The sequence below is a fragment of the Caballeronia eucalypticola genome (assembly GCF_047608185.1).
Taxonomy (GTDB): domain Bacteria; phylum Pseudomonadota; class Gammaproteobacteria; order Burkholderiales; family Burkholderiaceae; genus Caballeronia.
Genome location: NZ_JBLKRU010000019.1, coordinates 111,588 through 135,356 on the forward strand (window position 1 = coordinate 111,588; position 23,769 = coordinate 135,356).

Annotated in this window: 22 protein-coding genes and 3 pseudogenes; 13 read left to right on the plus strand and 12 right to left on the minus strand. The window is 55.8% G+C overall.

All coding sequences use genetic code 11. The features are described from left to right. The first annotated feature begins 10 nt into the window (after positions 1-10). Positions 11-610 (plus strand): NADPH-dependent F420 reductase, encoded by a 600-nt coding sequence (locus ACMX25_RS22040; RefSeq protein ID WP_414952193.1) that lies wholly within the window; start codon positions 11-13, stop codon positions 608-610. Positions 611-674: 64 nt separating this feature from the next. Further along, a complete protein-coding gene (locus tag ACMX25_RS22045) occupies positions 675-1,268 on the plus strand; it encodes a malonic semialdehyde reductase (RefSeq protein ID WP_414952231.1) in 594 nt (197 codons plus the stop codon). A 406-nt stretch (positions 1,269-1,674) separates the two neighbouring features. On the opposite strand, the pseudogene ACMX25_RS22050 reads toward ACMX25_RS22045, so the two are convergent. The 6 genes and pseudogenes from ACMX25_RS22050 to ACMX25_RS22075 form a co-directional block, all read right to left on the minus strand. Next, positions 1,675-2,355: pseudogene (locus tag ACMX25_RS22050) on the minus strand (IS6 family transposase). A 480-nt stretch (positions 2,356-2,835) separates the two neighbouring features. Then, positions 2,836-4,485: an MFS transporter gene (locus tag ACMX25_RS22055; RefSeq protein ID WP_414952194.1), complete on the minus strand. Its 1,650-nt coding sequence runs from the start codon at positions 4,483-4,485 to the stop codon at positions 2,836-2,838. 138 nt (positions 4,486-4,623) lie between these two features. Next, positions 4,624-4,780, minus strand: a pseudogene (locus tag ACMX25_RS22060) (L-serine ammonia-lyase, iron-sulfur-dependent, subunit alpha); the annotation flags it as partial. A gap of 158 nt (positions 4,781-4,938) precedes the next feature. Next, positions 4,939-5,530 (minus strand): annotated as a pseudogene (locus ACMX25_RS22065) (serine dehydratase beta chain). Positions 5,531-5,624: 94 nt separating this feature from the next. After that, entirely contained in the window at positions 5,625-6,548 is a 924-nt protein-coding gene (locus tag ACMX25_RS22070; RefSeq protein ID WP_414952195.1) for a phytanoyl-CoA dioxygenase family protein, read from the minus strand. A 234-nt stretch (positions 6,549-6,782) separates the two neighbouring features. Continuing rightward, positions 6,783-7,679: a LysR family transcriptional regulator gene (locus ACMX25_RS22075; protein ID WP_414952196.1), complete on the minus strand. Its 897-nt coding sequence runs from the start codon at positions 7,677-7,679 to the stop codon at positions 6,783-6,785. Positions 7,680-8,190: 511 nt separating this feature from the next. Here ACMX25_RS22075 and ACMX25_RS22080 point away from each other — a divergent pair. The 7 genes from ACMX25_RS22080 to ACMX25_RS22110 all read left to right on the plus strand — a co-directional run bounded on the left by ACMX25_RS22080 (position 8,191) and on the right by ACMX25_RS22110 (position 14,566). Then, entirely contained in the window at positions 8,191-8,682 is a 492-nt protein-coding gene (locus ACMX25_RS22080) for an ester cyclase (RefSeq protein ID WP_414952197.1), read from the plus strand. A gap of 90 nt (positions 8,683-8,772) precedes the next feature. Then, positions 8,773-9,711 carry a LysR family transcriptional regulator gene (locus ACMX25_RS22085; RefSeq protein ID WP_414952198.1) on the plus strand — a complete coding sequence of 313 codons (939 nt, stop codon included), beginning with the start codon at positions 8,773-8,775 and terminating at the stop codon, positions 9,709-9,711. Between the two features lie 285 nt (positions 9,712-9,996). Beyond that, positions 9,997-11,325, plus strand: coding sequence for an MFS transporter (locus ACMX25_RS22090; protein WP_414952199.1), 1,329 nt, complete (start codon positions 9,997-9,999; stop codon positions 11,323-11,325). A 78-nt stretch (positions 11,326-11,403) separates the two neighbouring features. After that, entirely contained in the window at positions 11,404-11,739 is a 336-nt protein-coding gene (locus tag ACMX25_RS22095) for a cupin domain-containing protein (RefSeq protein ID WP_414952200.1), read from the plus strand. Positions 11,740-11,766: 27 nt separating this feature from the next. Next, positions 11,767-12,528, plus strand: a complete 762-nt coding sequence (locus ACMX25_RS22100) for an SDR family oxidoreductase (protein ID WP_414952201.1) — start codon at positions 11,767-11,769, stop codon at positions 12,526-12,528. 176 nt (positions 12,529-12,704) lie between these two features. Then, positions 12,705-13,844 carry a branched-chain amino acid ABC transporter substrate-binding protein gene (locus tag ACMX25_RS22105; protein WP_414952202.1) on the plus strand — a complete coding sequence of 380 codons (1,140 nt, stop codon included), beginning with the start codon at positions 12,705-12,707 and terminating at the stop codon, positions 13,842-13,844. Positions 13,845-13,969: 125 nt separating this feature from the next. Continuing rightward, complete coding sequence (locus tag ACMX25_RS22110; protein ID WP_414952203.1) at positions 13,970-14,566, plus strand: RBBP9/YdeN family alpha/beta hydrolase; 597 nt, start codon at positions 13,970-13,972, stop codon at positions 14,564-14,566. 545 nt (positions 14,567-15,111) lie between these two features. Here the strand turns inward: ACMX25_RS22110 and ACMX25_RS22115 are convergent. The 4 genes from ACMX25_RS22115 to ACMX25_RS22130 form a co-directional block, all read right to left on the minus strand. Continuing rightward, positions 15,112-15,915: an aspartate dehydrogenase gene (locus ACMX25_RS22115; RefSeq protein WP_414952204.1), complete on the minus strand. Its 804-nt coding sequence runs from the start codon at positions 15,913-15,915 to the stop codon at positions 15,112-15,114. A gap of 204 nt (positions 15,916-16,119) precedes the next feature. Next, entirely contained in the window at positions 16,120-17,328 is a 1,209-nt protein-coding gene (locus ACMX25_RS22120) for an NAD(P)/FAD-dependent oxidoreductase (RefSeq protein ID WP_414952205.1), read from the minus strand. Between the two features lie 30 nt (positions 17,329-17,358). Continuing rightward, entirely contained in the window at positions 17,359-17,682 is a 324-nt protein-coding gene (locus ACMX25_RS22125) for a 2Fe-2S iron-sulfur cluster-binding protein (protein WP_414952206.1), read from the minus strand. 2 nt (positions 17,683-17,684) lie between these two features. Then, entirely contained in the window at positions 17,685-19,001 is a 1,317-nt protein-coding gene (locus tag ACMX25_RS22130; RefSeq protein ID WP_414952207.1) for a (Fe-S)-binding protein, read from the minus strand. A 303-nt stretch (positions 19,002-19,304) separates the two neighbouring features. Here ACMX25_RS22130 and ACMX25_RS22135 point away from each other — a divergent pair, with 303 nt between their 5' ends. From ACMX25_RS22135 to ACMX25_RS22150, 4 genes are all read left to right on the plus strand, one after another. Next, a complete protein-coding gene (locus tag ACMX25_RS22135; RefSeq protein WP_414952208.1) occupies positions 19,305-19,733 on the plus strand; it encodes a hypothetical protein in 429 nt (142 codons plus the stop codon). Beyond that, positions 19,724-20,020 (plus strand): SDR family NAD(P)-dependent oxidoreductase, encoded by a 297-nt coding sequence (locus ACMX25_RS22140; RefSeq protein WP_414952232.1) that lies wholly within the window; start codon positions 19,724-19,726, stop codon positions 20,018-20,020. Before ACMX25_RS22135 ends, ACMX25_RS22140 begins: the two co-directional genes overlap by 10 nt. A 175-nt stretch (positions 20,021-20,195) precedes the next feature. Further along, positions 20,196-20,984 (plus strand): SDR family NAD(P)-dependent oxidoreductase, encoded by a 789-nt coding sequence (locus tag ACMX25_RS22145; RefSeq protein ID WP_414952209.1) that lies wholly within the window; start codon positions 20,196-20,198, stop codon positions 20,982-20,984. Between the two features lie 215 nt (positions 20,985-21,199). Beyond that, entirely contained in the window at positions 21,200-22,507 is a 1,308-nt protein-coding gene (locus tag ACMX25_RS22150; RefSeq protein ID WP_414952210.1) for an MFS transporter, read from the plus strand. Here the strand turns inward: ACMX25_RS22150 and ACMX25_RS22155 are convergent, their stop codons facing one another. Both ACMX25_RS22155 and ACMX25_RS22160 read right to left on the minus strand, forming a co-directional pair. Beyond that, complete coding sequence (locus tag ACMX25_RS22155; RefSeq protein ID WP_414952211.1) at positions 22,508-23,425, minus strand: LysR family transcriptional regulator; 918 nt, start codon at positions 23,423-23,425, stop codon at positions 22,508-22,510. It lies immediately after the preceding gene. 44 nt (positions 23,426-23,469) lie between these two features. Further along, positions 23,470-23,760: a hypothetical protein gene (locus ACMX25_RS22160; RefSeq protein WP_414952212.1), complete on the minus strand. Its 291-nt coding sequence runs from the start codon at positions 23,758-23,760 to the stop codon at positions 23,470-23,472. Positions 23,761-23,769: the final 9 nt, after the last annotated feature.

Consider the following 23,769-nt stretch of genomic DNA (forward strand, 5'->3'; position numbering starts at 1 on the left):
AAGGAAATCTATGAGTTATGCAATTATCGGCTTCGGCAAAATCGGCCAGGCTTTGGCCAAGGCATTCGCCCGCAACGGCATCGAAGTATCCGTTGCAACCACTCGCGACCCGGAAAGCTTTGCATCGGCCGCGACCGCGATCGGACCCATGATCATTCCCAAAAAACTGTCGGAAGCCATCAAGGCCGACATCATCTTTTTGGCTGTCCGTTTCGAGTCGCACCCGGATGTCGCGAAGGCGCTGCTCACTTGGAAGAGCAAGACTATAGTCGATGTGACTAATGCCTACGGCGTGTCGCCTGAGGAACTGGGAGGACAGCCCTCTTCCAAGGTCGTCGAACGGGCCTTCTCCGGTGCAAAACTGGTGAGAGGCTTCAACCATTTAGGTGCTTCGGTCCTTGACCAGGATCCGACCGTACATGGTGGCAAGAGAGTCGTTTTCCTGACGAGCGACGATGACGGCGCCGCAACGGAGATTGGTGCGCTTGCAGAGAAACTCGGTTTCTCGCCGATCAAACTTGGCGGCCTTTCGGAAGGCGGACTGCTTGTGCAGGCGCGTGGAAATAGCTGGGGTCAACTAATCTTTAAAGATCTGGTCAAGTTCGACTGATAAATCGTGATCGAATAGTTCGTTGATCACATTTGATGTTCAAATCATTGAATGGAGTTTATCTATGACTTCCGCTTTAAACGATCAGTCGCTTGATCAGATTTTTCGCTCCGCTCGCACTTTCAGCAGTTGGGCAGATCGTCCCGTTGAGGATGATACGGTGCGCGAAATTTATGACCTCATGAAATGGGGGCCGACATCTGCGAACAGCAGCCCCGCGCGATTTGTCTGGGTGCGTAGCTCCGATGGAAAGGCTACACTCGCCGGGCATGCTGCGGAACCGAATAAAGCGAAAATTCTACAGTCCCCTGTCACGGTCATTATTGGCCACAATTTGGATTTCGCGGCCGAGCTCCCAAAGCTTTTGCCTCACGCTGCTGAGTTTATGCAGCAGTACTTCGCAGCACCGGGGGTGGCCGAGGTGACGGCAATGCGGAACGGAACGCTGCAGGGCGCTTACCTCATCGTTGCTGCGCGTGCGTTGGGACTGGACTGCGGCCCTATGTCTGGCTTCGACAACGCTGGCGTGGATAAAGCCTTCTTCTCTGGCACGCGTACTCAGTCGAACTTTATCTGCAGCATTGGCCATGGCGATCAAGCGTCAGTGTTTCCACGCAATCCTCGCCTTAGCTTTGAGGAGGCTGGTCGCTGGGCCTGACCATTCTTCGGCGTCGGAGTGGCTTGCTTCTGCTTATCGCATTTTCCGTATGGGTAACGTCGGACAATCGTCCCACGCAATGCGGGACATATTTTCAACCCGGTCAAATTCGATAAAAACGCCGGGTTAGATTTCGGTGGAAATCAACATAGTAGAAAATAGTTAAAATCCTAAATAAAACGTTTCGCCTGTGAAGGATTTATTTGCAGGAATCGGCCGCGGCGATAGGCAAGCTCTGCTGGCTTTCTGTGCCGGAGATGTTGAGTGGACCATCCCGGGCGAGAACTGGCCGCTGGCCGGCACGCACCGCGGGCACGCGGGAGTGGCGGGTGTGCTCCGGGAGGCGTCCAAAGAGCATTGTCAACTTACCGAGATTGGGCGGCGCGACGGCAGGCGTGATGACTGATCAGAAATCGAACGACGGATTTTGGGCGATCTCGGTGAATTTGCTCAAGGCGGCAAAGCGGGCAGCAAGTTGTGCGATAAAGTGAAGCGCGCAGCAGATATCGCTTAAGCGCGAAATGTTGACGGATCGGCGGAAGCACGAGAGAAACTTCTGCGTGCGTTTCGGGTCGCGAAAACCGTCGCGTGCGACGCTCGCACTCGCGTTTCGGTAGATGACAGTTTTCTACGCGATTTTTCAGTCGTGCTGCAGCTTTGACGAACACGTACTTTATGTTCGCAAGTTCCGGGATCTCGGCTTTTGCCGCCGGATAGCTGCGCAACTGATCGGTGACGATCTTGAGGGGCACCGGTTCGAGTGCAGCACGCGCTTGAAGAAGCGTTTGGCGGTGGCCTTGTCGCACCGCTTTGGCACCAGTACGTCGAGCTCCGCGCCACGCTCGTCGACTGCCCGCCATAGCAAATACGGTTCACCTCTCAGCGTAACGAACGTCTCGTCAAGATGCCATGTGCTGCCCGGCTTGCGTTGTGCGTCTCTCACACGGGGAGCAAAGTCCTTACCGCATTTGTCGCACCAGCATCGTGTCGTCTCCTACGTCATGACTACCCCGCGCTCGAAAAGCAGTTCATCGGTGTCGCGCAAACTCAACTGGAAGCGAAAATGCCAACGCACGGCGCAACTGATGACTTCGGCCGGAAAACGGTGACCGTGATAGAGCGACTTCGACTTCTACATCACGTCATCTTACGTGACTAGCTCAACAACCTGACGATGCTCCCCCGGCCTCGCGAGCCTGCCGTTCGGCACGCTCTGCCTTGACATTCACGAGTTGGCGCTGCCGATAGGATTGGCCGTGCCGAAGGACAGGACCGACTTCGAGGCGCTCTCACGCACATCGTTGCAGATCGTCGTGCCCGCTTGCCGCGAGCAACACCGCGACGTCTGCGCGGGCCCTTAACCTTCATGACCGAGCCGATCGAGGCCAGCGCCGTGGCAATCGCACTGATGCGTGCAGCGCTGTCACCGGCCGACGCTGCTGCACGGGCGCGCGCCAGACAGCACCAATACTACAAAAGGCGGCGCATTACCCGTTTGGACTGACGCATCTTTTTCTCAGGCTGCATCACCTCCTTGGAACATTCATACGCGTCGACATCGACGCCCTCACACGGACTCGGCCTCGCATGGATCAACCCTACGGATCAACAGCCAGCTCAACGCACTGGAGACTGCTGCAACAATCGCGCCGACCGCGAGCGCCGCACCGAAGCCATGTGCCACGCTACTGCGTACTGCATGTTCGATCGATTCACGGGTCTCCGCGGGTAGGGCAGACAAGGCGCCGTTCGCATCACCTCCCATGATGCGCAGACTCAAAGCGTGCCACTCAATGGCTCGTCCATGAACTCGAGGAAGTCCAAGACTATGTAGGCTGCTCTCGGCGACTCCCGCAAGCACAGCGCCCATTCCCGCCAGTCCGACTATGATTCCCACGAAGCGTGTAGCACCGGCGATACCGGAGGCCATCCCGGCCCGTTCGGGCCTGACAGCGCTAATCTGAGCTTTCGTCGTCTCGCCGTTAAGCAGTCCGGCACCCGATCCGGTGATAACCATACCGATCGCGGCCGCCCAGTATCCGCAGCCGGCTAGGATTGTCGCGGCGATGAATGCGTTGCCCGTCGCGACCAGTCCCAGTCCAAAGACGAGGATCGCTCGACTCGTCACTCGTAATGACAGTCTTCCGCCGATGCTTGGGCCGACTAGCAACGGTAAAGCAAACGGTATCATCGCCAGCCCCGCTATTGCCGGTGAGTAGCTAAACATGTCCTGCAAGTAGAGAGGAAGGAGAGTCATCATGACTTGCGCTGCTGCAGCGTAGCCGAACATAGCTATGGCTGCGCCGACGACGGTCCGATCTCGAAAGATTGATAGATCGACCATCGGTCGTGGATGCATCCGCTCCGCAAAGAAAAAGGCAATAAGTAGTAGGGCACCCACCACGAGCTTGCTGTATGTCGAGGTGCTTCCCCAGCCGATGCTGTTGGCTGCGATTAAGGCCCAAACTATGCTGAACAGGCCGGTCCCAAAAAGAAAAATGCCCGGCAAATCCAGTCTTCCCGCGTTGGGATCCCGTGATTCATCGACGGAAAAGACGATGAGCGTGACCAGGCTGGCTCCAATTGGCACATTGATGAGAAAGGCCCATCGCCATCCGAGGTAAGAGGTGACTAGGCCACCAACGAGTGGTCCAAGAGATGGAGCAATGCCCATCACGGTGCCTAAGATCGCGTACACGCGAGCCCGTTCCTGAGCCTGGAAGCCATGTGTGATTACAGCCAGTGCCGCGCTGAGTTGGAGCGCCGCGCCCACGGCCTGCAGTGCCCTTGCTCCGTTCAAGACAACTAGGCTAGGTGCCAGGCCGCATAGTAGTGAAGCGAGCGTAAAAATAGACAAGCCTAAAAGTAACATGCGTCGTCGCCCGAGCCGATCGGCTAATGCGCCAGCAGGTATCAACAGCGCAGCAAACGGGAGGATATAGGCACTGACAACCCATTCCACGTCGGTGAACTCGCCGTGTAGGTCACGAGCGATCGAGGGGAGCGACACAGCAACAATGTTTGAGTCGAGCATGATGAGGAAGGGAGCGCCCGCGCAGCACAACAACATCCGAAGCTTGCGCCCCGGTAGCCGTCGCGCCAGCGTCTCTGACTCAGCGATCCTCTTTGAAACTAACTGAGACGGCAGTGCTTCGCCTTCGCGATTGCCGCTGATTGCACTGGATCGGTCATCGCGCTCTGTGCCGATCTTTGCCATGAGAAATCTCCGCTAACTACTATCTAAAGGGGCTCGGTGGTCAACGGAACCTTGTCTTTTTAATTTGCTGGGTTGTTGAAACAGAAGATACCTACAAGCGCCGAACTTGGAGTTGGAGGTCGCTGGTAGCGAAAGAAGTCAGCACTCGATTATGCCCACAGCGAGCCCCGCGGGATGTTTCTTTGTACTTCGTTTTCAAGTCTGCGAATGTTTGCATCATGGTCCTGATGACAGAGTCTAACAAAACGTAGTGAATATCATCGCCCTGCAATGCCTTGCGAGCTGCTTCTTTCGCGGCCAGTTTGTCGCGGAGCAGTTTTGCGCGTCGCTTCACTCCGAGCGGTCCGATAAAGCTCACCTTCACTCCGGCAGCCTCACTCAACGCATGCGTGCATTACATCCCTGATTCTCAAAGGACCACTGTGAGCCTCTTATTCGAAGCGCCACACAAGTTCATTCTCGAACATCAGCGCCACAATACTTTTTCCAGAACTGCGGCATATGTCCGGCAATTCTCGACCGCTTCGAAACGTTGGGGAGGTTGCTGGCCGGCCTCATGGACACGGAACTACCGACACCCTCAGTAACGACGAATCTTCCTCCTACTACGAGGCAAATATTTGCTTTGACGACCTTCCCACCCTCGTCGAATGTTATCAGTTTGAGTCCGTTCGGATGCTCAGGGGAGCGCTTGGCGGTAAAACAGATGTCGCGTTTTGGTAGAAACTCGATCGACTTCTCTTCCAGCAACGATAGCACCCCTCCGCACAGCACCCGTTCTGTTTTCGACTCGACGGTATCGGGGTCAATGGAATCCGGGGCCTCGCCCAAAAGCCCGAGGAGAATTCCTTTATCGGTGCGGTGACCTTTGCTTGTGGCGCCCAACGAACCGCACAACTATGCGCGCAGACACGGGTGATATCTGACAATTGGCCGTCCGTTCAGCGCATTGACGAAAAGATAGGCCGCTCACATTGAGCCCGACCGTGTGCGAACTGGAGGGGCAGATGCCAACTTCGAACGGGTCGATGGCGCTGACAGCCATTTACGTGCGTTCAGATAGATGAGAGATAGTTGACGGGGAGTCTGAACCTATATCGGTAGACAACGCCGCGATAGGGCGCTGGTACTTTGTGCGTCTAGATCCGTTCGATCCGGCTGAACTGCGACTGCTGCTGCGCAACTTCCCTGGCAAGGACGGGGTCCGGCGCGACCGGGCCGCGCATGCGGGGTTCAAGCGAAATGAGATCAATCTCCGGGAGCACGTGCGGAAAAGATGGCCCGGCGAGCTTGTCGCCATGCTTGAGCCCGTGGGCCCAAGCCGATTTCATTTCGTTTCCCGTGGCCTTGAACGACACATCATCGCCGCCCCATCGGGTGGCAAGCGCACGGCGCTTCTGATCTGATCCGTTACCGCTCGAGCCATGGAGAGTCAAGGCATGGAAAATCAGCGCGTCGCCCGGCTCAAGGTCCCACCCCAAAATTTCGTAGTCGTCGCGCGCTGATTGGATGTCCGGCACCGCATCGAAGGTATCGAGCGACTTTACGATCCCGCCCACACCCTCAGGCTGAAAGCGGCGTCCCCACAGATGACTGCCTGCCACGAATTCAAGCGCCGAATTGCGTTGGCTGACTGAATCGAACGTCACCCATATCGACGCACATTGATTTCCCGCGATTGGAAAGAAGGTCAGGTCGTGGTGCCACGGTGCACGCAGCGGCGTGTTCGCATTCTTAACGAAGATCTGGTCGCCAAGAAAATTCAGGGCTTCGGATTGCAAGGCCTGGCGCACGAGATGTGCCCCTGGCCCGAAGAGCCCGAAATCCCTTATTTCGTCGACGCCGTGCCAATTCAACGCGTCGTTTCGAAAATCGGGATTGGGCAGCCCATGTCGATCGCGTACCGGCGTGCGGCTGATGACGCGCTCGATCCCGCTGAGCCCCAACTTGATCCAGGGTTCAGAATATGCCCCTCTCACGCAGATTACGCCGTCCCTCGAAAATGCTTCCAGTTCGCTTTGCGTTAGATCGCGGAAAGGGCGCTCAGGCTGAGCTTGACTCATGATTGTTACCCGGTAAATGTTCAACTAAGCCCAGTTGGACTCATCGGTGACCGGCAGAGGGATATTGGTCTTCTCGATCATGACCGACATGAAGGAGTCTACCGAACGTTTAACTGAATCAGAAGAAGTGAAAATGCAACTATGTTTGCATTTACGCATATCCGGCGATAGAAGAGTCGGCCGACGTATTAAATCCGCTTCAACGACAACGCACTGTGTCGTCAAAGCAGTCAGCTAGCCGAGAAGTATTTTGGCATCGCGTGCAGTAGTCTCTCTTAGGAACTCCATTACAGCCCGGATGCGTGGCACTGTCTCGAGGTCGCGATGAACCACCATCCACCAGTCTCGCGCCAGGTTGATATCCGCGGGTAGCAGTCGCACGAGTCGGGATTCACTGCCGGCCATGTGAACCGGGAGCATCGCGAGTCCAGCTCCGGTGCAGGTCGCTTGAAACTGCGCGACAAGACTGCTGCAACTCAGTTGCACACGGGGCTTATCGAGCACGTCGGGCAACCACTGCACGTGGGGCACCGCGATCAGGTCGTCGACGTAAGTCACGAACGTATGCGACGGTAAGTCGTTGAGCGTTTTGGGTGTCCCTGCGCGCTTGAGATAGGCAGGCGCCGCGTAAAGTCCAACCGAGAACTCCGTGAGTTTTTCGATCAGGAAGCGACCCCGCTGCGGCTTCATCATATTGATCGAGATATCCGCCTCGCGCTCAGACAGATTCAGGATATGCGCCGCGTTCACGAGCTGGACGCTCAGTTCAGCATGCGCCGCCACGAGATCGCTGAGCCGCGGCGCCAGATAGAAACTACCGAAGGCCTCCATGGTTGAAATTCTAACCACGCCATGGAGATCGCGGGACGCGTCAGTTGCATCGTTCGATATCTCGGCGCTCAGCATCTCCATGCGAGATGCGATGGAACGGATGCGCTCGCCCTCCGCGCTGAGCCGCAGCGAGCGCCCCTGCTTCTGGAACAGCCTCAGGCCAATCATATCTTCGAGGCCAGCAATCCGTCTGCGTATGGTGGTTACATCCAGATCCAGCCGGTCGGCCACTGAGGTCAGCGTCGGTCCACGCGCCACTTCGAGGAAAACGCTTAGATCTGACCAATCGGGTTTGCGCATCGTCGCACCGTCAAAAGAAGGCAAAAACGCACTGAATTAGTAATTTATTTTGCCTGTTTTAATGCAAAATCTCCGCCCTTATACTGCCTCAGACGACCAGTCGCGGCAAGCGATGTATCAGATACCCAAGGTGAGATTAGATTCTGGCTTTCGATCTGAGCGAACAGAAGGGACGACCATGCGTGCCTGCTTTACCGGATCGGCGCTTGAGGCGTTCGACGTGCTGATATACAGCTTTGTGATGCCCGTGCGCGCCACAGCGTGGGCAATGCCCCAGGCGCAGGCGATTCGGGGTTGCGGCGAACGCTCTACGCTCCCGACACGCTATGCGCCATTCGGACGCCTCGGCACCATCATTCGCCAAGAAAACTTGGGCCAAGTACGACTTTATCTCGAAGGAATTTAGGCGCCACTGACATCTTCCGAATGCACATGAACGAGGCCCCATTTCGTCCGTCGTTTTTCAAACAGAACACTGCCCAACCTCTTCGAACTTTCTGGAGTACGCAGTATGAAAAGCCTGCCATTCGAGAGTGAGATCGATCTCGATCCTATGTCACTGTCCGCCCGCAAGAATATCGTCCGCATTTTCTACAAGGAGGTGTGGGACAAACAGGACACCGCGCTGATCTCGTCGATTTTTTGCGAGGACTTCACTTTTCGTGGCTCACTCGGACCGGTTCTCGTCGGTTTCGAGGAATTTTCGCAGTACGTCCGATGGTTGACGTTGACGCTGGATGGCTACACATCCGACATCCTCGACCTCGTAGAAGAGGGCGATCGCATCGTCGGGAAATTGCGCTTTCACGGCCTCCACAATAGGATGCTCTTCGGACACGAACCGAGCAACGAGCGCGTGTGGTGGTATGGCGTGCCCATCTTTACATTCGCTGGAGAGAAGGTACAAGACCTGTGGGTGCTTGGCGACATTTATGGGCTGGTCAAACGACTGGAAACATCGGACAGCGACATCGAGTTTGCGCTGGCGAATGCGACCCAATAGCGCCCGAACACTTGCCGCCCTGCTCCTGCGTGCCATTTTGGGGCGAGGGGGAAAGGATGACGTCAATTCTTCTATTCGACCACTTTGGGCATGAGTGCGATCCAAAAAATTAGCTGGGATGACCTGAGGATATTCCTTGAAATCAGCCGGCACAAGACACTCTCAGCTGCGGCGCGTAAGCTCTGCATCGACATTTCGACGGTAAGCCGGAGGGTGTCTCATCTCGAAACCTGCTTCAATGAAACTCTTTTTGTGCGCGATCATTCAGGGTTTCATCTCACGCAGCACGGCGGCGAGTTGCTGCAATACGTGCAGGAGATGGATCGTGGAGCGCTGGCGATCGCCGAGTATGGCAGACGGGATAAACACGAGGCGAGCGGCCGCGTGCGGGTTGCGACAATGGAAGGGATTGCGACTACGTACCTCGCGGGAGAGTTCGCCCAACTAAGGAAGCGACATCCAAAGCTCGAAATCGAGCTCGTCACGTCGGCCAACTTCGTGCACGTCAATCGACGTGAAGCCGATATTTTTCTAAGCTTCTTCCCCGCAGACGGGCGTGGTCTTCAGATTTCGCCCATTGGCGAGTTCTCCCTGCACCTGTATGCAGCACCAAGTTATCTGGAATCATACGGTACGCCAACAACTCTGGAAGCGCTGAGAGAGCACGATTTCGTTTCGTACATCGATGATCTGATTCAACTCGACACGGTTCGTTGGCTGCGCGAGGCAATAGAGGAGCCGCACATGGTTTTCAATTCGAGTAGCATGTTGTCACAAATGTTTGCCGCGGCGAGCGGGATGGGGCTTGTAATGTTGCCGACGTTTACTCGCGCCGAGCGGTTCGGTCTCGTGGCGGTGCTTCGTGAACATATCGCTGTTTCGCGAACTCTTTATCTGGCAGTTCACAAGGACCTTCAATTCACCAGCCGCATCAAGGCTGTCGTGCGGTTCCTCCGTGACATTGTGGAAAGAGACTATCCATTAATAGGCAGTCCTGATCCAATGCGCAGACGGGAACCGCTTGATTAGATGCCATGATGCGGTCCATCACCAGGAAGCACCGGACCAACCGTATGTAGTCGTAGTATTGGCACGCACGGTAAAAACGGAAATCCGCATTGCAAATTTGCAGCTTGAATTGCAGAAACTCGGATTGACGGAAAAGACCTGGTTGCACGAGACTCTATCCCGCACAGTGCGCCCAACTGGATCGCGAAACGGCGGCAAATCGACCCTGAACAAGTGATGCGATCGCGATGATCGATAAGGGTAGATACAACCTGGTGAAGGCTAAATAGTAGAGGAATGCTAAAGATGATTGACAAATCGATTGAGATTTTAAAATCCGAAATGCAAGCCACGCCGACCTCCACGACAATGGTCGCACTCTCAACCATGATCGGGACGACGATCGAGTGGTACGATTTCTTTATTTTTGGGACCGCGAGCGCGCTGATCTTCGGTCACACGTTCTTTCCAAGCTTCGATCCGGCTGTAGCAACAATTTTGTCGCTATCAACATTTGCGGCTGGCCTATTCGCACGTCCCATAGGTGCGATTTTCTTCGGGCACTTTGGGGACCGGATCGGACGTAAAAAGATGCTGATCGCTAGCCTCCTGTTGATGGGAGTTCCAACAACGCTGATTGGCATGCTGCCAACATACAGCCAGATCGGGATTATGGCACCGATCGCGCTTACGCTAATCCGAATCTGTCAAGGCGTCGCGTTAGGCGGCGAGTGGGGCGGAGCGGTTCTGATGGCGGTCGAGCATGCGCCGCCAAAGCGCAGCGGTTTCTTTGGAAGTCTCCCGCAAACAGGATGTCCTGCCGCGCTGGTCCTATCCAGTGGCGCCTTCGCATTAACGGGTCTCTTGGCTCCGGACGATTTCCAGGCTTGGGGTTGGCGTTTGCCGTTTCTCGCAAGTGGCATTCTGATTGTCATCGGATTCTTCATCCGCAGACGCGTGAACGAGTCACCGGTCTTCGAGCGCGTCGAGAATTTGGGAAAGGTGGTCAACATCCCTGTCGTTGAAATAGTCCGCAAGCATATGTTCTCTGTGACGGTGGGCGTGGGAGCAAAACTTGGTGAGATTACGATGTTCTGGTTGTTCGCCGTATTTGTGCTCTCTTACAGCACCGGAAAGTTGGGATTGCCGCGAAGCGTTATCCTCCAGGCAACAACCCTTGGCGCCATTGCGATGCTTCTACTAATGCCGATCTCAGGTTTGCTGAGCGATAGGTTTGGAAACCGAAAAATATTCAATGCGGGAACGATTCTTCTACTTCTCAGTGCCGTACCGATGTTCTTGCTTATTGACAGCGGCGACGCCGCTCTGGTGACGATTGCGATCGTTTTCGCTTTGGGAATCCTTTATCCCATTATGTATGCCCCTGAGGCTAGTCTGTTCGCCGAACTGTTTCCGCCCGAGGTCAGATACACCGGTTTGTCGCTCTGCGCGAATATCGGTGGCGCGATTGGCGGAGGTATCGCGCCGCTGGTGGCGACGGGGCTTATTTCTCATTATGGTGGCGCTCAACCGGTGGGGATTTACCTCGCCGCAATTTCAGGTGTGTCGCTTGTCAGCGTTCTTGCCATGAAACCTGCCGTGGGGGCGCTAACGTCTGGCGCCCGTCAGGAGTAGCGCTACGCTAATGAGGAGGCCGTCCCGTCTCTCATCAGCTCATCGTCCCGGCCAGTTTTCGATAAAACCTCCACTGCTATGCCCACAATATCGATTGCGCCTTCCTATAAGGTCAACCACGTCGAAGTCGTGATAGAGACAAATGAAGTGCTCGCTCGAGTCTTCACTCTCGCGCCTGGAGAAAAGATTCCTTGGCATTTCCACAGAGCAAGTACCGACCATTACTTTGTGTTGTACGGCGTCCTTACCGCCACAACTGACCATCCTTTCCTAAGAACTGTCTTGGGTAAAGGCGAGAGATGGAAAGTGGGTCCGGGAACGCAGCACCAGGTTATGAATGAGGCCAGCGAACCCCTCTCATTCCTGCTTCTTCAGGGTACCGCCGGTTATGACTGGATCAAGGTTGAACGATAGCGTTATCGCTCTTTTCAAGGAAGAACCATGCAGCTCCAAAAAAAGATTGCCGTAGTAACCGGATCGGGATCGGGCATTGGCCGCGCCACTGCGATCAAATTTGCAAGGGAAGGTGCAAAAGTTGTCGTGGCTGACAAGGATGGCACCCGTGCTGACGCCGTAGTCGCAGAAATTCAGGCGATTGGAGGCGTTGCTAAAGCCTATAAAGTAGACGTCTCAAAGGCTGAGGACGTAGAAGGATTAATGGCGTTTACGGTCCGCGCCTGGGATCGAATCGACATCTTGGTGAACAATGCTGGTTACGGAATAGCGGCGACGATTCTGGAAACAAGCGAAGCGGACTGGGAGGATCTGATGGCGGTTAATGTTAAAGGCGTCTTCCTATCCTGCAAGCACGCTCTACCATACATGATCGCGCATGGCGGCGGAAGTATTGTGAACACTGCCTCCGCAGTCTCGGTCGTCGGCATCGCCAACCGCGCGGCGTACGTGGCATCGAAAGGCGCAGTGGCCGCTCTAACCCGGGCGATGGCAATCGACCACGTGAAGCAGAACATCCGCGTGAATTGCCTGGGCGTTGGCACGGTCGATTCGCCGTATTACGAAGAAATGCTGGCAAACAGCTCGGATCCAGGATCCTTGCTAGCGGGACTTCGGAATCGTCAACTTCTCGGCCGCCTCGGATCGCCCGATGAAATAGCCGCTGCGATGGTGTTTCTGGCGAGCGACGCGGCGTCGTTCTGCACAGGGTCGACTTTATTCGTTGACGGGGGCTGGACAGCCCACTGACGTACCCGGTCTGCGCCGCAGTGCCAAATAAAACGTCATGTATCTCCTCATCGTCGGCACTTGAGGTCTGCGTGCACGATCGCCGTGAAATCGTAGTCGCCTCTGCCAGTTTCGTACTTCATCTGCAATCGCGTCTCGTCCCTGGGGCGAGGGCGTCACACTACTTCAGGCAAATAATGTCAGCTATCACCAAAAATCTCGCGATCCTTGTCGGCTTTTCATTGCCGGCCTATGTCACCTTCGCGTACGCTGATCAGATAGTTTTGATTGGACACGCCGCACCGCTCACCGGAGGAATGGCTCAGCACGGCAAAGATACTGAGAACGGCGCGCTGCTCGCGATTGAGGAAATTAATTCGAAAGGTCTTGTGGTGGGTGGCAAAAAAATCATCCTGAAACTGGACTCGCAGGACGATGCTGGCGATCCTCGAGCCGCGACACAGGTCGCACAGAAGCTGGTTGATGAAGGAATCGTGGGCGTTGTCGGGCACCTGAACTCGGGAACCTCTATCGCTGCCTCCAAGATTTACAGCGACGCCAACATTGTTGAGATTAGTCCGTCCGCGACCAACCCAGCCTACACATCGCAGGGGTTTAGAACGACGTTCAGGCTGGTCGGAACCGACGCACAGCAAGGCCCAGCGCTCGCCAAATTCGCTGCGAATGATCTGAAAGTCAAAAAAGTCGCGGTGGTTGACGATTCCACTGCGTATGGCCAGGGACTAGCCAATGAGTTTGAAAAGACCGCAAAGGCTTTGGGCGTTACCGTGATTTCCCACGAAGCGACGAACGACAAAGCGGTCGATTTCCGGGCTGTGCTCACTAAGATCAAGAGTGAAGGTCCCGATGCCATTATGTATGGCGGAATGGATGCAACAGGCGGACTTTTTGCGAAGCAAGCGCAACAACTTGGGCTGAAAGCGAAAGTTCTGGGAGGAGATGGGCTCTGTACCTCAACCATGGCTTTGCTTGCAGGTGCAGCAGTTGAAGACGTGTACTGCACCGAGCCCGGCGTTCCGCTCGAGAGAATGTCCCAGGGAGAACGCTTTTCGCAGAGCTACCAGAAGCGCTTCAATCATCCCATCGATCTGTACGCGCCGTACGCTTATGACGCGGTCTACATCATAGTCGACGCGATGAAGCGGGCTAAATCAACGAATCCTGCAAACATTCTCGCCGTGATAAAGAATACGGAATATCAGGGCGTGACCGGACAGATTGCTTTTGATTCGAAGGGCGATCTTAAACAAGGGTCCATCTCGGTGTATGGATTCAAGAACAAGCAGTTAAATGTGCTGAACGTGGAGAAGATGTAAGTTTCCTCGAGTCCCGCTTTGTGGGCAGGATGACTATGGTGAAAAAAAGGTCTGCAAGTGCTCGGGATTCTGTCACTTGAAGGCGAATGAAGTTCCTTTGCGATTAAAATATCGGAAAATTTGAAATGGGAAGCGAACGAACGAAATTGAGGGTGATTGTGCTTCACGGCGCGCACGGGGGGCCGGATACGAACTGGTTTCCGTGGCTCCACGACGCACTGAACGAAGAAGGTATCGATGTACTTCGACCTCAGTTTCCCACTCCGGAAGGTCAGTCTCTGGGGGCCTGGTTCGATGTCTATGATCGTGCGGTTGGACCGTTGTCGTTGGCTCCCACTATCCTCGTTGGACATAGCTTGGGAGCTGCGTTCGCACTGCGATTGGTTGAACGGTCAATAGAGCCGTTTCACGGCTTGTTTCTGGCCTCGCCATTCATCGGCGCGCTAGGTCTTCCCGACTACGACACTATCAATCATTCGTTCTTTGCAGAATCGTTCGATTGGGCCGACATCCGCGATCGAAGAGGCAAAGCGGGCCGATGCTGGGCGGGTGACGATGATCCGTATGTTCCGCTCGCGCGGTCGCAGGAGGTAGCCCTGCGCCTGGAAATACCTATCGAGATTGTCCCAGCCGGCGGCCATCTGAACAGGGAGACGGGATTCAACTCTTTCCCTCGATTGCTCGAAGCGATTCTTATTGAATGCGGCAGCACAGCAGGCTGAGTAGATGTTTGCGTGGGCTTTGGCGACTGCAGGTTTCTATGCGAGGGGTATTTCTGGTCTCTTAGCGATAGGTTGAAGCGGCACTGTCAACCCGCCGGACTTCGTTGATGTTGATAATGAGGCACGGTAACTCAGAAGACATTCGACGGAGTTCGGGTGACATTTGTAAATTGACGGCATGCGGGGAACGAGCCACGAGATGTTTGCAATTAAGAGGAGCACGTAGCAGATGTCGTTTCGGTGTGAAGTTTGCGTACCGGTGCGAACCGTCGCGAAGTTACACAAGTCCATGTGCTGGTCGCTGCGATTGCGCAAACAGGCGCCATGACATTTCTCGCTATTACGGTCTCGCCAGATGGCAATGGGCTGGGCGCAGCGCGTCGAGTGGTCAAGCGCTCGATTGCTTGGCTTCATTACTTCAGGGGCCCCGGAAATTCGCCAACAACGATATGCCGCATATTCATGCGGCCGTCCTGTCGCTCGCATGCCCACTGATTTACTGGCACCAGTTAATATCCTTCGTCAGCTAATTTCGGAGCAGCTTCCTAGGCTATCGCAATCGCCTGGCTCATATTCGCGAGACTCCGAATGACGCTGTACGGAGCCAACATTGATGTCTTCGCATTGGCCAGAAGAGGTTTTCCAGCAATGCGAATATTGATCTCCCCAAACGGTCCGACTGCTTCAATCCGATGCGTATTTTCCGTTGCGTGAGGATCCGCGGCAAGACGAACCTCAGTCTTTTCAAAACCTACCCCACCCAAGGCAACGGCCGCCGCGACATTCGCATTCTGCGGAAATAGCTGCGCAGCCTCGCGAGCGTTCCCAATAAAAAACGTGGTTGCTATTTTGATCTGTTCAAGGTTGATCATATTTTCGGCTGGCGTCCCCCTCCAGGCATGAAGAGATTTATTTGAAGTGTAAGTCACTCGGTCCAAGCCAGCGTGCTTCGCAGCGCCTAGCACATCAAGACCTCCCAAGGCGCCGGCCGGAATGCGAATCTTTCCTGCGCCTGCGTCAGCTGCACGACGTAGTGCGGCTTCAATATCAGGGTCTGCGAGAGCGCCGACCGACACCACGAGCAGGTCGATTCCGTTTTCAAGCACTGTAGGCCCCGCTGCTCGGAGTGCTGCATGGCCAGCACATTCGATGACCAAGTCGAGACCCAAATCAAGCAACGTCGATATAGAACTTACCAAGTGGATAGACGGATCAAGTTCAGCTCGAAGACCGGCGTGGCGCGCTTCTCGTTCGACCACCGCGACGATAGTAACGTTCGGTAGATGTTTCGGAAGCAGCTCGCATAGTAATTGGCCGATTGCACCGCATCCTATAATTCCCACTCTCATCAACGCTCCTGTTTGTCGACTTAAGGCGAACAGTTAAGTTCGTCCAATGGATCAATTGAGTTTTCGGCAAGAACCTCTGGCAGGGAGGCTGAAATAGTCGCTAAAGTAATGGAGAACACACGTGAGCTTTTATGCTGCCAGCCTTTGAAGGAGATCTTTCAGTTTTGCCCGTTCGGAACTGAGACATTGATCTCCTTGCTACATTCAGTTAAGCAAAGTTTTGATATCTATGGTGCCATCTGCTATCAGGGCCGTAGAGACCTTGGTTTGGGCACTGATCAGGCGTCGTGCGATCATGTGGTCGGCGGACCGATTCACCGATTCCACCGCAAAAAGCTGTTCGCCTCGAAGACTGAAGACCGAGAATTTGTTCTGCGTGGGATGTCCACGCACGATGCGCTGATCGGCGGCACCGGGGAGGCCTGCAATTTGAAGTTTGTCGGCCCCCTGGTCGCTCCAGAACCAAGGTAAAGCGGAGTAGGGAAGTGCGTTTCCGGTCAGCCGCTTTGCTACACTTCGCGCCTGGTCGTTGGCATTTTGAACACTCTCTAGCCGAATAGGGGTCAGGGCGTAGGGTGTCGGAAAGCGCGCGCAGTCACCAATCGCTGAAATATAAGAATCAGCTGTCAACAGAAAAGTATCAACGACCACGCCGTTGTCCACCGGTAGCCCCGCTGCTTCAGCTAATCCGGTATTCGGTGTAACGCCCACGCCCACCACGACGAGATCCGCGTCAATCAGTTCTCCGTCATCAAGCAAGACGCCTGTTATTTCATAGCCTTGCCGGGCGAGGCCCGCGATCTTCGCACCAAGGCGAAAGCAAACACCCGACTCCTCGTGACGGCGTTGAAAATAAGCAGAAATTTCCTCGGAAGCGGTGCGAGCCATCAACGTAGAGGCAATATCGATGACGTGTACCAACTTCTTATGGCCTGACGCAAACGCTGCAAACTCAAGACCGATGAAGCCGGCACCGATGACCACCACTCGTTGCGCCCCCGCTAACCTATCCCTTAGCGCCAGTGCGTCGTCGAGATTCTTAAGGTAGAGCACGCCCTCATCGCCACCAGGAACATCAAGGCGCCGATTCAGTGTCCCCGTGGCCAGTACAAGGTGGTCATACGGCAGCGCCCGACCAGACTCCGTTAATACGTGCTGGCGTGCCCGATCGATTTCTCGGACCACCTCAGGGAGGAGTCGGATCTTGTTGTCTGCAAAAGCGCTGTCTCCACGGAGCAAAATCTCGTCGTGTCGGCCGGTCTTGAGAAATCCCTTCGACAGCGGCGGTCGATGGTATGGGGCGGCGTCTTCTCCGTTTACGAGAGTGACATCGCCCTGATGGCCGCTCTCGCGAAGAGCGAATGCCAACTGGCATCCAGCGTGACCGGCTCCGACAACAAGTATTTTTTCCATCTGCATGTTTCCCCTCGCTCTGGCTTACGACTAGAACTGGATCGCGGGGATATGGAGAACCAGACAATCCGTCTGATCCGACAGATGGATCTGGCAGCAAAGCCTGCTCGTGGGTTTGCGATCCGCCGCGACGAGTTCCAGCATGTCGTTCTCCTGCTCTGAAGCCACCGGAAGCTTGGACACGTCCGCGTCGTCGACATAGACATGGCACGTTCCACATGAGAGCGCTCCGCCGCACTCTGCCTCGATGCCCCTCACACCGTTAAGCCGTGCCACATGCATTGCGGATGCTGGCGCCTGGATTGCAAATTCACGACGCTCCCCAGTCGACGAAACAAAAGTCAAGGTCGGCATGATCAGGAACGCTCCATAAATTCGCCTTGGAGCGGCTTGGCAGCGAGTTGATCTGCGAGGAGAATGTCGCGGGCCTCATCGGGGTCGAGATTGTGTTCTGCGATAAGATCGCGGCATTCATCGATCATGCGTTCAATTCCATCCATCATCTTGATTCTCTTGTAGATATCGTCCGCGTAAAGCCCCATGCTCTCGCCGATGATTTCCATAACGTTGACGATCTCGAATGAGACGTCTTTTTCGAAGTGGCAAAGTTCGCGGTGGCAAGCGTGGAACACGGTCGCCAATGTCGTTACGCCGGCGTCTGCCGCAGCCCGAAATTCTTTCTCGCGCAGCTCATCTTTGAACCGAGGCGTTACCGTCAAGTAATTAGACATCAACCCAACTCGCGGCACATCGAGTTCAATCAACTCAACACCCGGAATGGCTGCGAGAATATTCCTTACCGCTCGAGTCACACCGGGCAGACCAGGACGCTCGTTGAGAGCAACCCTCTTGTTTACGTTGTTGCGAAAAAGAGGGCGCAGTAACTCAAGCCTCTCATCAAGGAATTCATAGAACGGCTGCAAACTAAATGAGTGATCCTGCGTAATCTTCTCGTAGTTCGGAATGATGATTTCGTTGAACTGCGATTGGCAACTCGGACACCAGGACACTTTTGTCTTTGCTTCAATCGCGTGAATCTGAGAGAGCGTACTGAGACCCGCTCTGCCTGAGGTTTCACCATCGCCAGCGCGGAACTGATTGATCCCGCAACATGCGGACGTCCCGCCGATGACCTGGTAGGTAGCGCCAATACGCTCTAGCACATCGAGACACAAAACTAAAATGTGCGGAGTTTTGTGAATGTTGCAGCCGGTATAGAGAGCGACGTCTGGCCTTGTTGAGATAGCATGAGCACCGACCTCCGGCTGCAAACGCTCAATTTCATGCTTGGGCAACTGAAGTCGCGAGACGACGCGAACTGTTTTGGCCATCGACCGAAACGATTTTATGGCGTTCGCCTTCACAGCCGGGCCATTCTGCTTCTGGATGCGAGCGTAGTTTGCCAATCGAACCAGCATGCGCGGATCGACTCCATATTCGCATGCTTCGGCGCAAATTCCGCTGCTTGAGCATGCAGCACCCCAACGCACGGCCTCTTCCGTTCCCTCGCCCCCTCGTAAGATATCTATCATCCCGCGGAGCACGCCAGCCGGCTCGGCTGAGTCTATGCCGATCGCGTTGGTCATAGGACAAGCGGTGAAACACTTGCCGCAAGCAATACACGCGCTGGCGATCTCGTCCATGTGCTGCCCGAGGGCTTCAACGAAATTCATCTCTTGAATCCTCTTCAGAGTAAATTATTGGCTTATCGCGCGGACCCGCCGGCCTTGCATATCAAAGAGCGATTCTGTGCAGATAAAAGATCTGGGGCACGTGTATTCAGGAGCCGCGCTCTTTTCATTGCAGTATCGGTAAGTTAATGGGTCACATCTGTCTTCGGAAGCGTAGTGATAACGGTCATCTATCAAACGCCACGCCCCAAGCGGATTGCGCGCGTAACACATGCTGATCGCCGCGACTAAAGCCATAGAGGACAGGCAAGGCCAAGCAATGCACCGTTCAAAGTCGGAAAAAGCATGTTATTTGATAGTAGTCAGCTCGGGTTTGCGGTAGGTAGCCCTAAAGCGATTTCTCAATTGATCTTCCAACACCTCTCAGAGCGTCGCGGGGTTTGGCGCCCACTCACGGGGCCGTTCAGTCACGGCATGGAATTGCTAGAAGTCTCGTGCAAGCAGTTCCTGATCGTCAATTCGAAAATCTGCAATTTGACCTGCAAATTTGCAAGGCCGGCGGACGCCAAGCAGGTCACCGCCGAAAGGGTCGAGGCGATCGTCGCGTGCGTCCAGCAGAGCATCGGGCGCCGAAAAAGCCAAAGCGACCGGTCCAAGCGGGCAGAAGCCGACGATGCAGCGATGTCAGATCGCAATTCTCTATCTCGTGAACCAACATCTTCGATGGTTACGGTGGGAAAAGTTACCCGTCCGATAGCCCCCGACTGCCGCTAGCTGAGGTATCAGACGAGGCGTTTAACCGCGCATTCGACAGCAACACTCCTGCTACATTTTTTTTCCTACGCGAGGTTGCCCAATGCGTTCGCGCTGGGGGTCGCGTCATTATTATTGGCTCTCCGACCACCATGCATCCGGCGGCTGGGTTTAGCGCTTACGCGGCTAGCAAGGCACCTTCGATTGTGCTATTGCCTATTAAGGCCGCCGAACTCGCGCCCCGCGGGATCACGGTCAATGGCAGAGGGCCCGACCGACGCCGGGTTTTTCGATCACTGGTCGCCTGACGCCAAAGCCGCACTTGCGGCGGCCAGCCCTTTCGGTCGACTCGGCACCGCCCGGGATACGGCCGGTGTGGCGGATTGCTCGCCAGCGACGATGCACGTTGGCTATCCGGCCAAGTGCTGGTAGCAAACGGCGCTGCATCGATTTAACTCAACTCTTATCTATAAAGGCACAACCATGACAAATGGAACAACGAACACTCCGGTACTTTCGAATGATCGGGTGCCACGGCTCGCAGGGAAAGTGGCCGTTATAACAGGCGCTAGCAGTGGCATCGGCGAGGCGACCGCCCGCGAATTGGCTCGATTGGGCGCCAGCGTAGTGCTTGCAGCGCGGCGGCTCGATCGCCTGGAAGCGGTCGTCGCCGACATTCGGATGGCGGGCGGTACTGCGCATGCAGTTGTCACCGACACCACCAAAACAGACGATCTCAAACGCATGGTAAACGCGGCGCTCGATCAGTACGGTCGCCTGGACTATGCAGTGAATAACGCAGGCGCGTCGGGCCGCGGTGCATTCATGGACGTTGCTGTCGAAGATTTCGATCACGTGATGGAGACTAACCTACGCGGCGTTTTCCTCGCGATGCAAGTGGAGATACCCGTCTTGTTACAAAGTGGAGGCGGCGCCATCGTGAACACTGCCAGCGTGGGCGGCCTGGTGGGTGTGCCAGGTTTATCGTCCTATGTTGCGAGCAAATGGGCTTTGATCGGATTGACAAAGAGCGTAGCGCTTGAGTATGCGACGAAGAACATCCGCATCAATGCGATTGCGCCGGGTGCAACGGCAACCGAGATGTCGGCGAGCTGGACACCGGAGCAGCGTGAGTTTATGGCGGGCTTGGCGCCAATGAAGCGCATCTGTGAGCCAATTGAGATCGCCCGCGGCATAGTTTATTTGTTGGCAGACGCAACGTTCACCACAGGCATTGCCCTTCCGGCCGACGGCGGACAGTCGGTCCCGTGATGGTTGGTATTTTCTCCTATTTCTCATATGACCTCGCATGGCACTAAAAATCTAACACTGGTCCCTTAATGAATGTCATTCATCTTGCGAATGAAGGATGTTCATTTCATTTATGTCAGGCAGCCCTTTATTGTTAGTACTAGCGATGCACGGCCGTTAGTTCGCAGGCGGCGCACGCTTTAAAAAGAGACCAGACTGATAAATTGGAGACGCATGTGAATGACACTTTCCCAGCCACGGACGCAGCCGGTCCTCCGTTCATAGCCTCTGCGCGCAGCCTGTCCCGCGGGCAAAGCGCCACCCTCGTGGGCGCCACCGCGCTCGGCTTGTGCGGTGGCTATACCGCTCTGTTCGCCAGCACTACGGGCGTATTCCTTTTACCCGTGGCGGGCGCGCTGGGCGTCGGACGTGGCACGACATCGGCGGTGATGGGGCTGTCCTTGCTTGGCATCGCTGTCGGGTCGCCGCTCGCCGGTAACCTGATGGACCGGTTCGGGGTACGCGCGGTCGTTGGCTTGTCGGTTGTGCTATTCGCGCTCGCGCTGTCTTCTTTAGCTCTCGGTCCGCTGACCGTTGTCTCACTCTCGGTGAAGGTGTTCATGCTAGGTCTGTTGGGCGTGGCCACGTCGCCGGTCGGCTATCTTCCCATTCTCGCTCGAACTTTTAACCGGCGACTGGGGCTAGCGCTTGGTGTAGCATCGGTTGGGCTAGGGCTGGGTTCTACAATATCCCCCGTATTCACCATTGCCATGATCGGCCGTTTCGGATGGCAAATGGCGTATCTGTCGCTTAGTGGGATCGCGCTGTTCTTAGGCTTGACAGCCCTATATCTGGTCTACGGCGCATCGGCGACGGAAGCACCGTCTGATCGAGCCGGCTTCGAACGGCTCAAGGCGCTGGAAAGCACCGAGCTTCCGGGCGACTCGGCCCGCTCGTCGTTGAATAGCGCCCGCTTCTGGATATTGGGCGTCAGTCTCGCGCTTGTCTCGGCGGTGGGCATCGGCAACATGGTTCACATCCCCGCACTGCTGCACGATCACGGCGTTTCTCGCCCCATGGCCGCGGCGGGCGCCACGTTCGCCGCGCTGGGGGTTATGTCTGGCCGTCTGATAGCAGGCGTTCTACTCGACGCCATGAACGCACGCTATGTGGCCGCGCTGATCTTCTTCATCGGAGGCATCGGCATCGCGCTACTGGCGACGGCCGGCGCATCCACGCCATACGCGGTGCTCGGACTGGGTGCCGCGTTGACCGGCATGCTGGTCGGCGGGGAGGGCGATCTGATGCCTTACCTGGTACGGCGCTATTTTGGATTGAGAGCGTTCGGCGTGGTCTACGGACTACTGGTTTCGCTGTTTTCGCTCGGCGGTCTAGCCGGCCCCATTCTCTACGGCGCTGCTTTTGATCACTTTGGCAACTACACAGTCGTACTGTGCGCAGGCACTATCGCGTGCGCTGCCGGCGCAATTGGCATTCTCTGCATCGGCTCACCCCAATACGGCACGCGAGGCGCCGCCGTGTAATCAATCGACCGCGAACAGCGACACAAATAGGTCGCGAAACCAACGCATTGCCGGGTCGGAATCTTGTCGTGGATGCCAGTACATACGCACATCCAGCAGCGGTACATCGAAGGGCACGTCGACGATATCAAACTTTTCTGACTGTCGCAGGCTGAGCGCCATCGACCGCGGCACCGTGGCAAGCAGGTCGGTCTCCCGGATCACGCTGGGGAGCGCAAAGAAGTGCGGCATGCGAACGGCCACAGTGCGCGCGAGCTGAAGTTTGTCGAGCGCTGCATCGACGGGATGCGCCATCGTTCCCGGCGGATCCGTGACAACGTGCAGGGCACTCGCATACGCTTGCAGCGTGAGTTCTGGCTTGTCGGTCTTGACCCCGCTCGCCGATGCGATACGTCGCATGGCGACCCAGCGGTCCTCAAAGAGCCTGCGTTGCTTCAGACTTTCGCTGAGCTTTGGCAGACTCCCGACCGCGAAGTCCGCTTCGCGATCTCGGAGCATGCTGGCATAGCGCATACGCGACGCCTGGATGACCTCGATACGCGCCTGCGGTGCATGCTGTAGAAGGTGACGTGATAGCCGCGGTACGAAGATAAGTTCACCCACGTCCGAGAGCAACAGCTTGAATTCGCGCTTGCATTCGAGCGGCTCGAAGCCGCCGTCCGCCATCAGTGCGTCGTCCAGCATGTGCAGCGCCGCCTTGATGGGCCCCGCCAGTTCATCGGCTCGGGACGTCGGCTCAAGACCTATAGATGTCCTGATGAACAAGCGGTCGCCAAGTGTTTCGCGCAACCGGTTCAATGCATGGCTCACGGCAGGTTGCGTAAGACTGATTTCGCGCGCAGCCTCGGTAAGGCTGCGCAGCCGATAGACGCACTCGAAGACCTTAAGCAAGTTGAGGTCGATGCGATGCAGGTCCACTTAAGCTCCTTGGCACGACTCGTTTGGCAGACGACGACCCTATATTAATCCCATGCATGTCGTGAATCAACGATCTTCATTGGACGAATAGCAGCGGGCCTTTTACGATTGGAATCAACGGAAGCCGCATGCCGGCCGTAAAAGAAAGGAGACGCGTTATGAGGATCGCCCGTTGCAAAGTTAACGACGCCGATGTGTGGACAGTGGTCGGAGATCACTCGCTGCGGGTGCTGCACGGCGTCGAGGATTTTGGACAAGCGGTCGCGCTTGCGTGCGGCACTGATGAGTCTCGAACGCAAAGCATCGGAGATGCCGTTCCCCTTAAATTCATGCATTGGCTACCG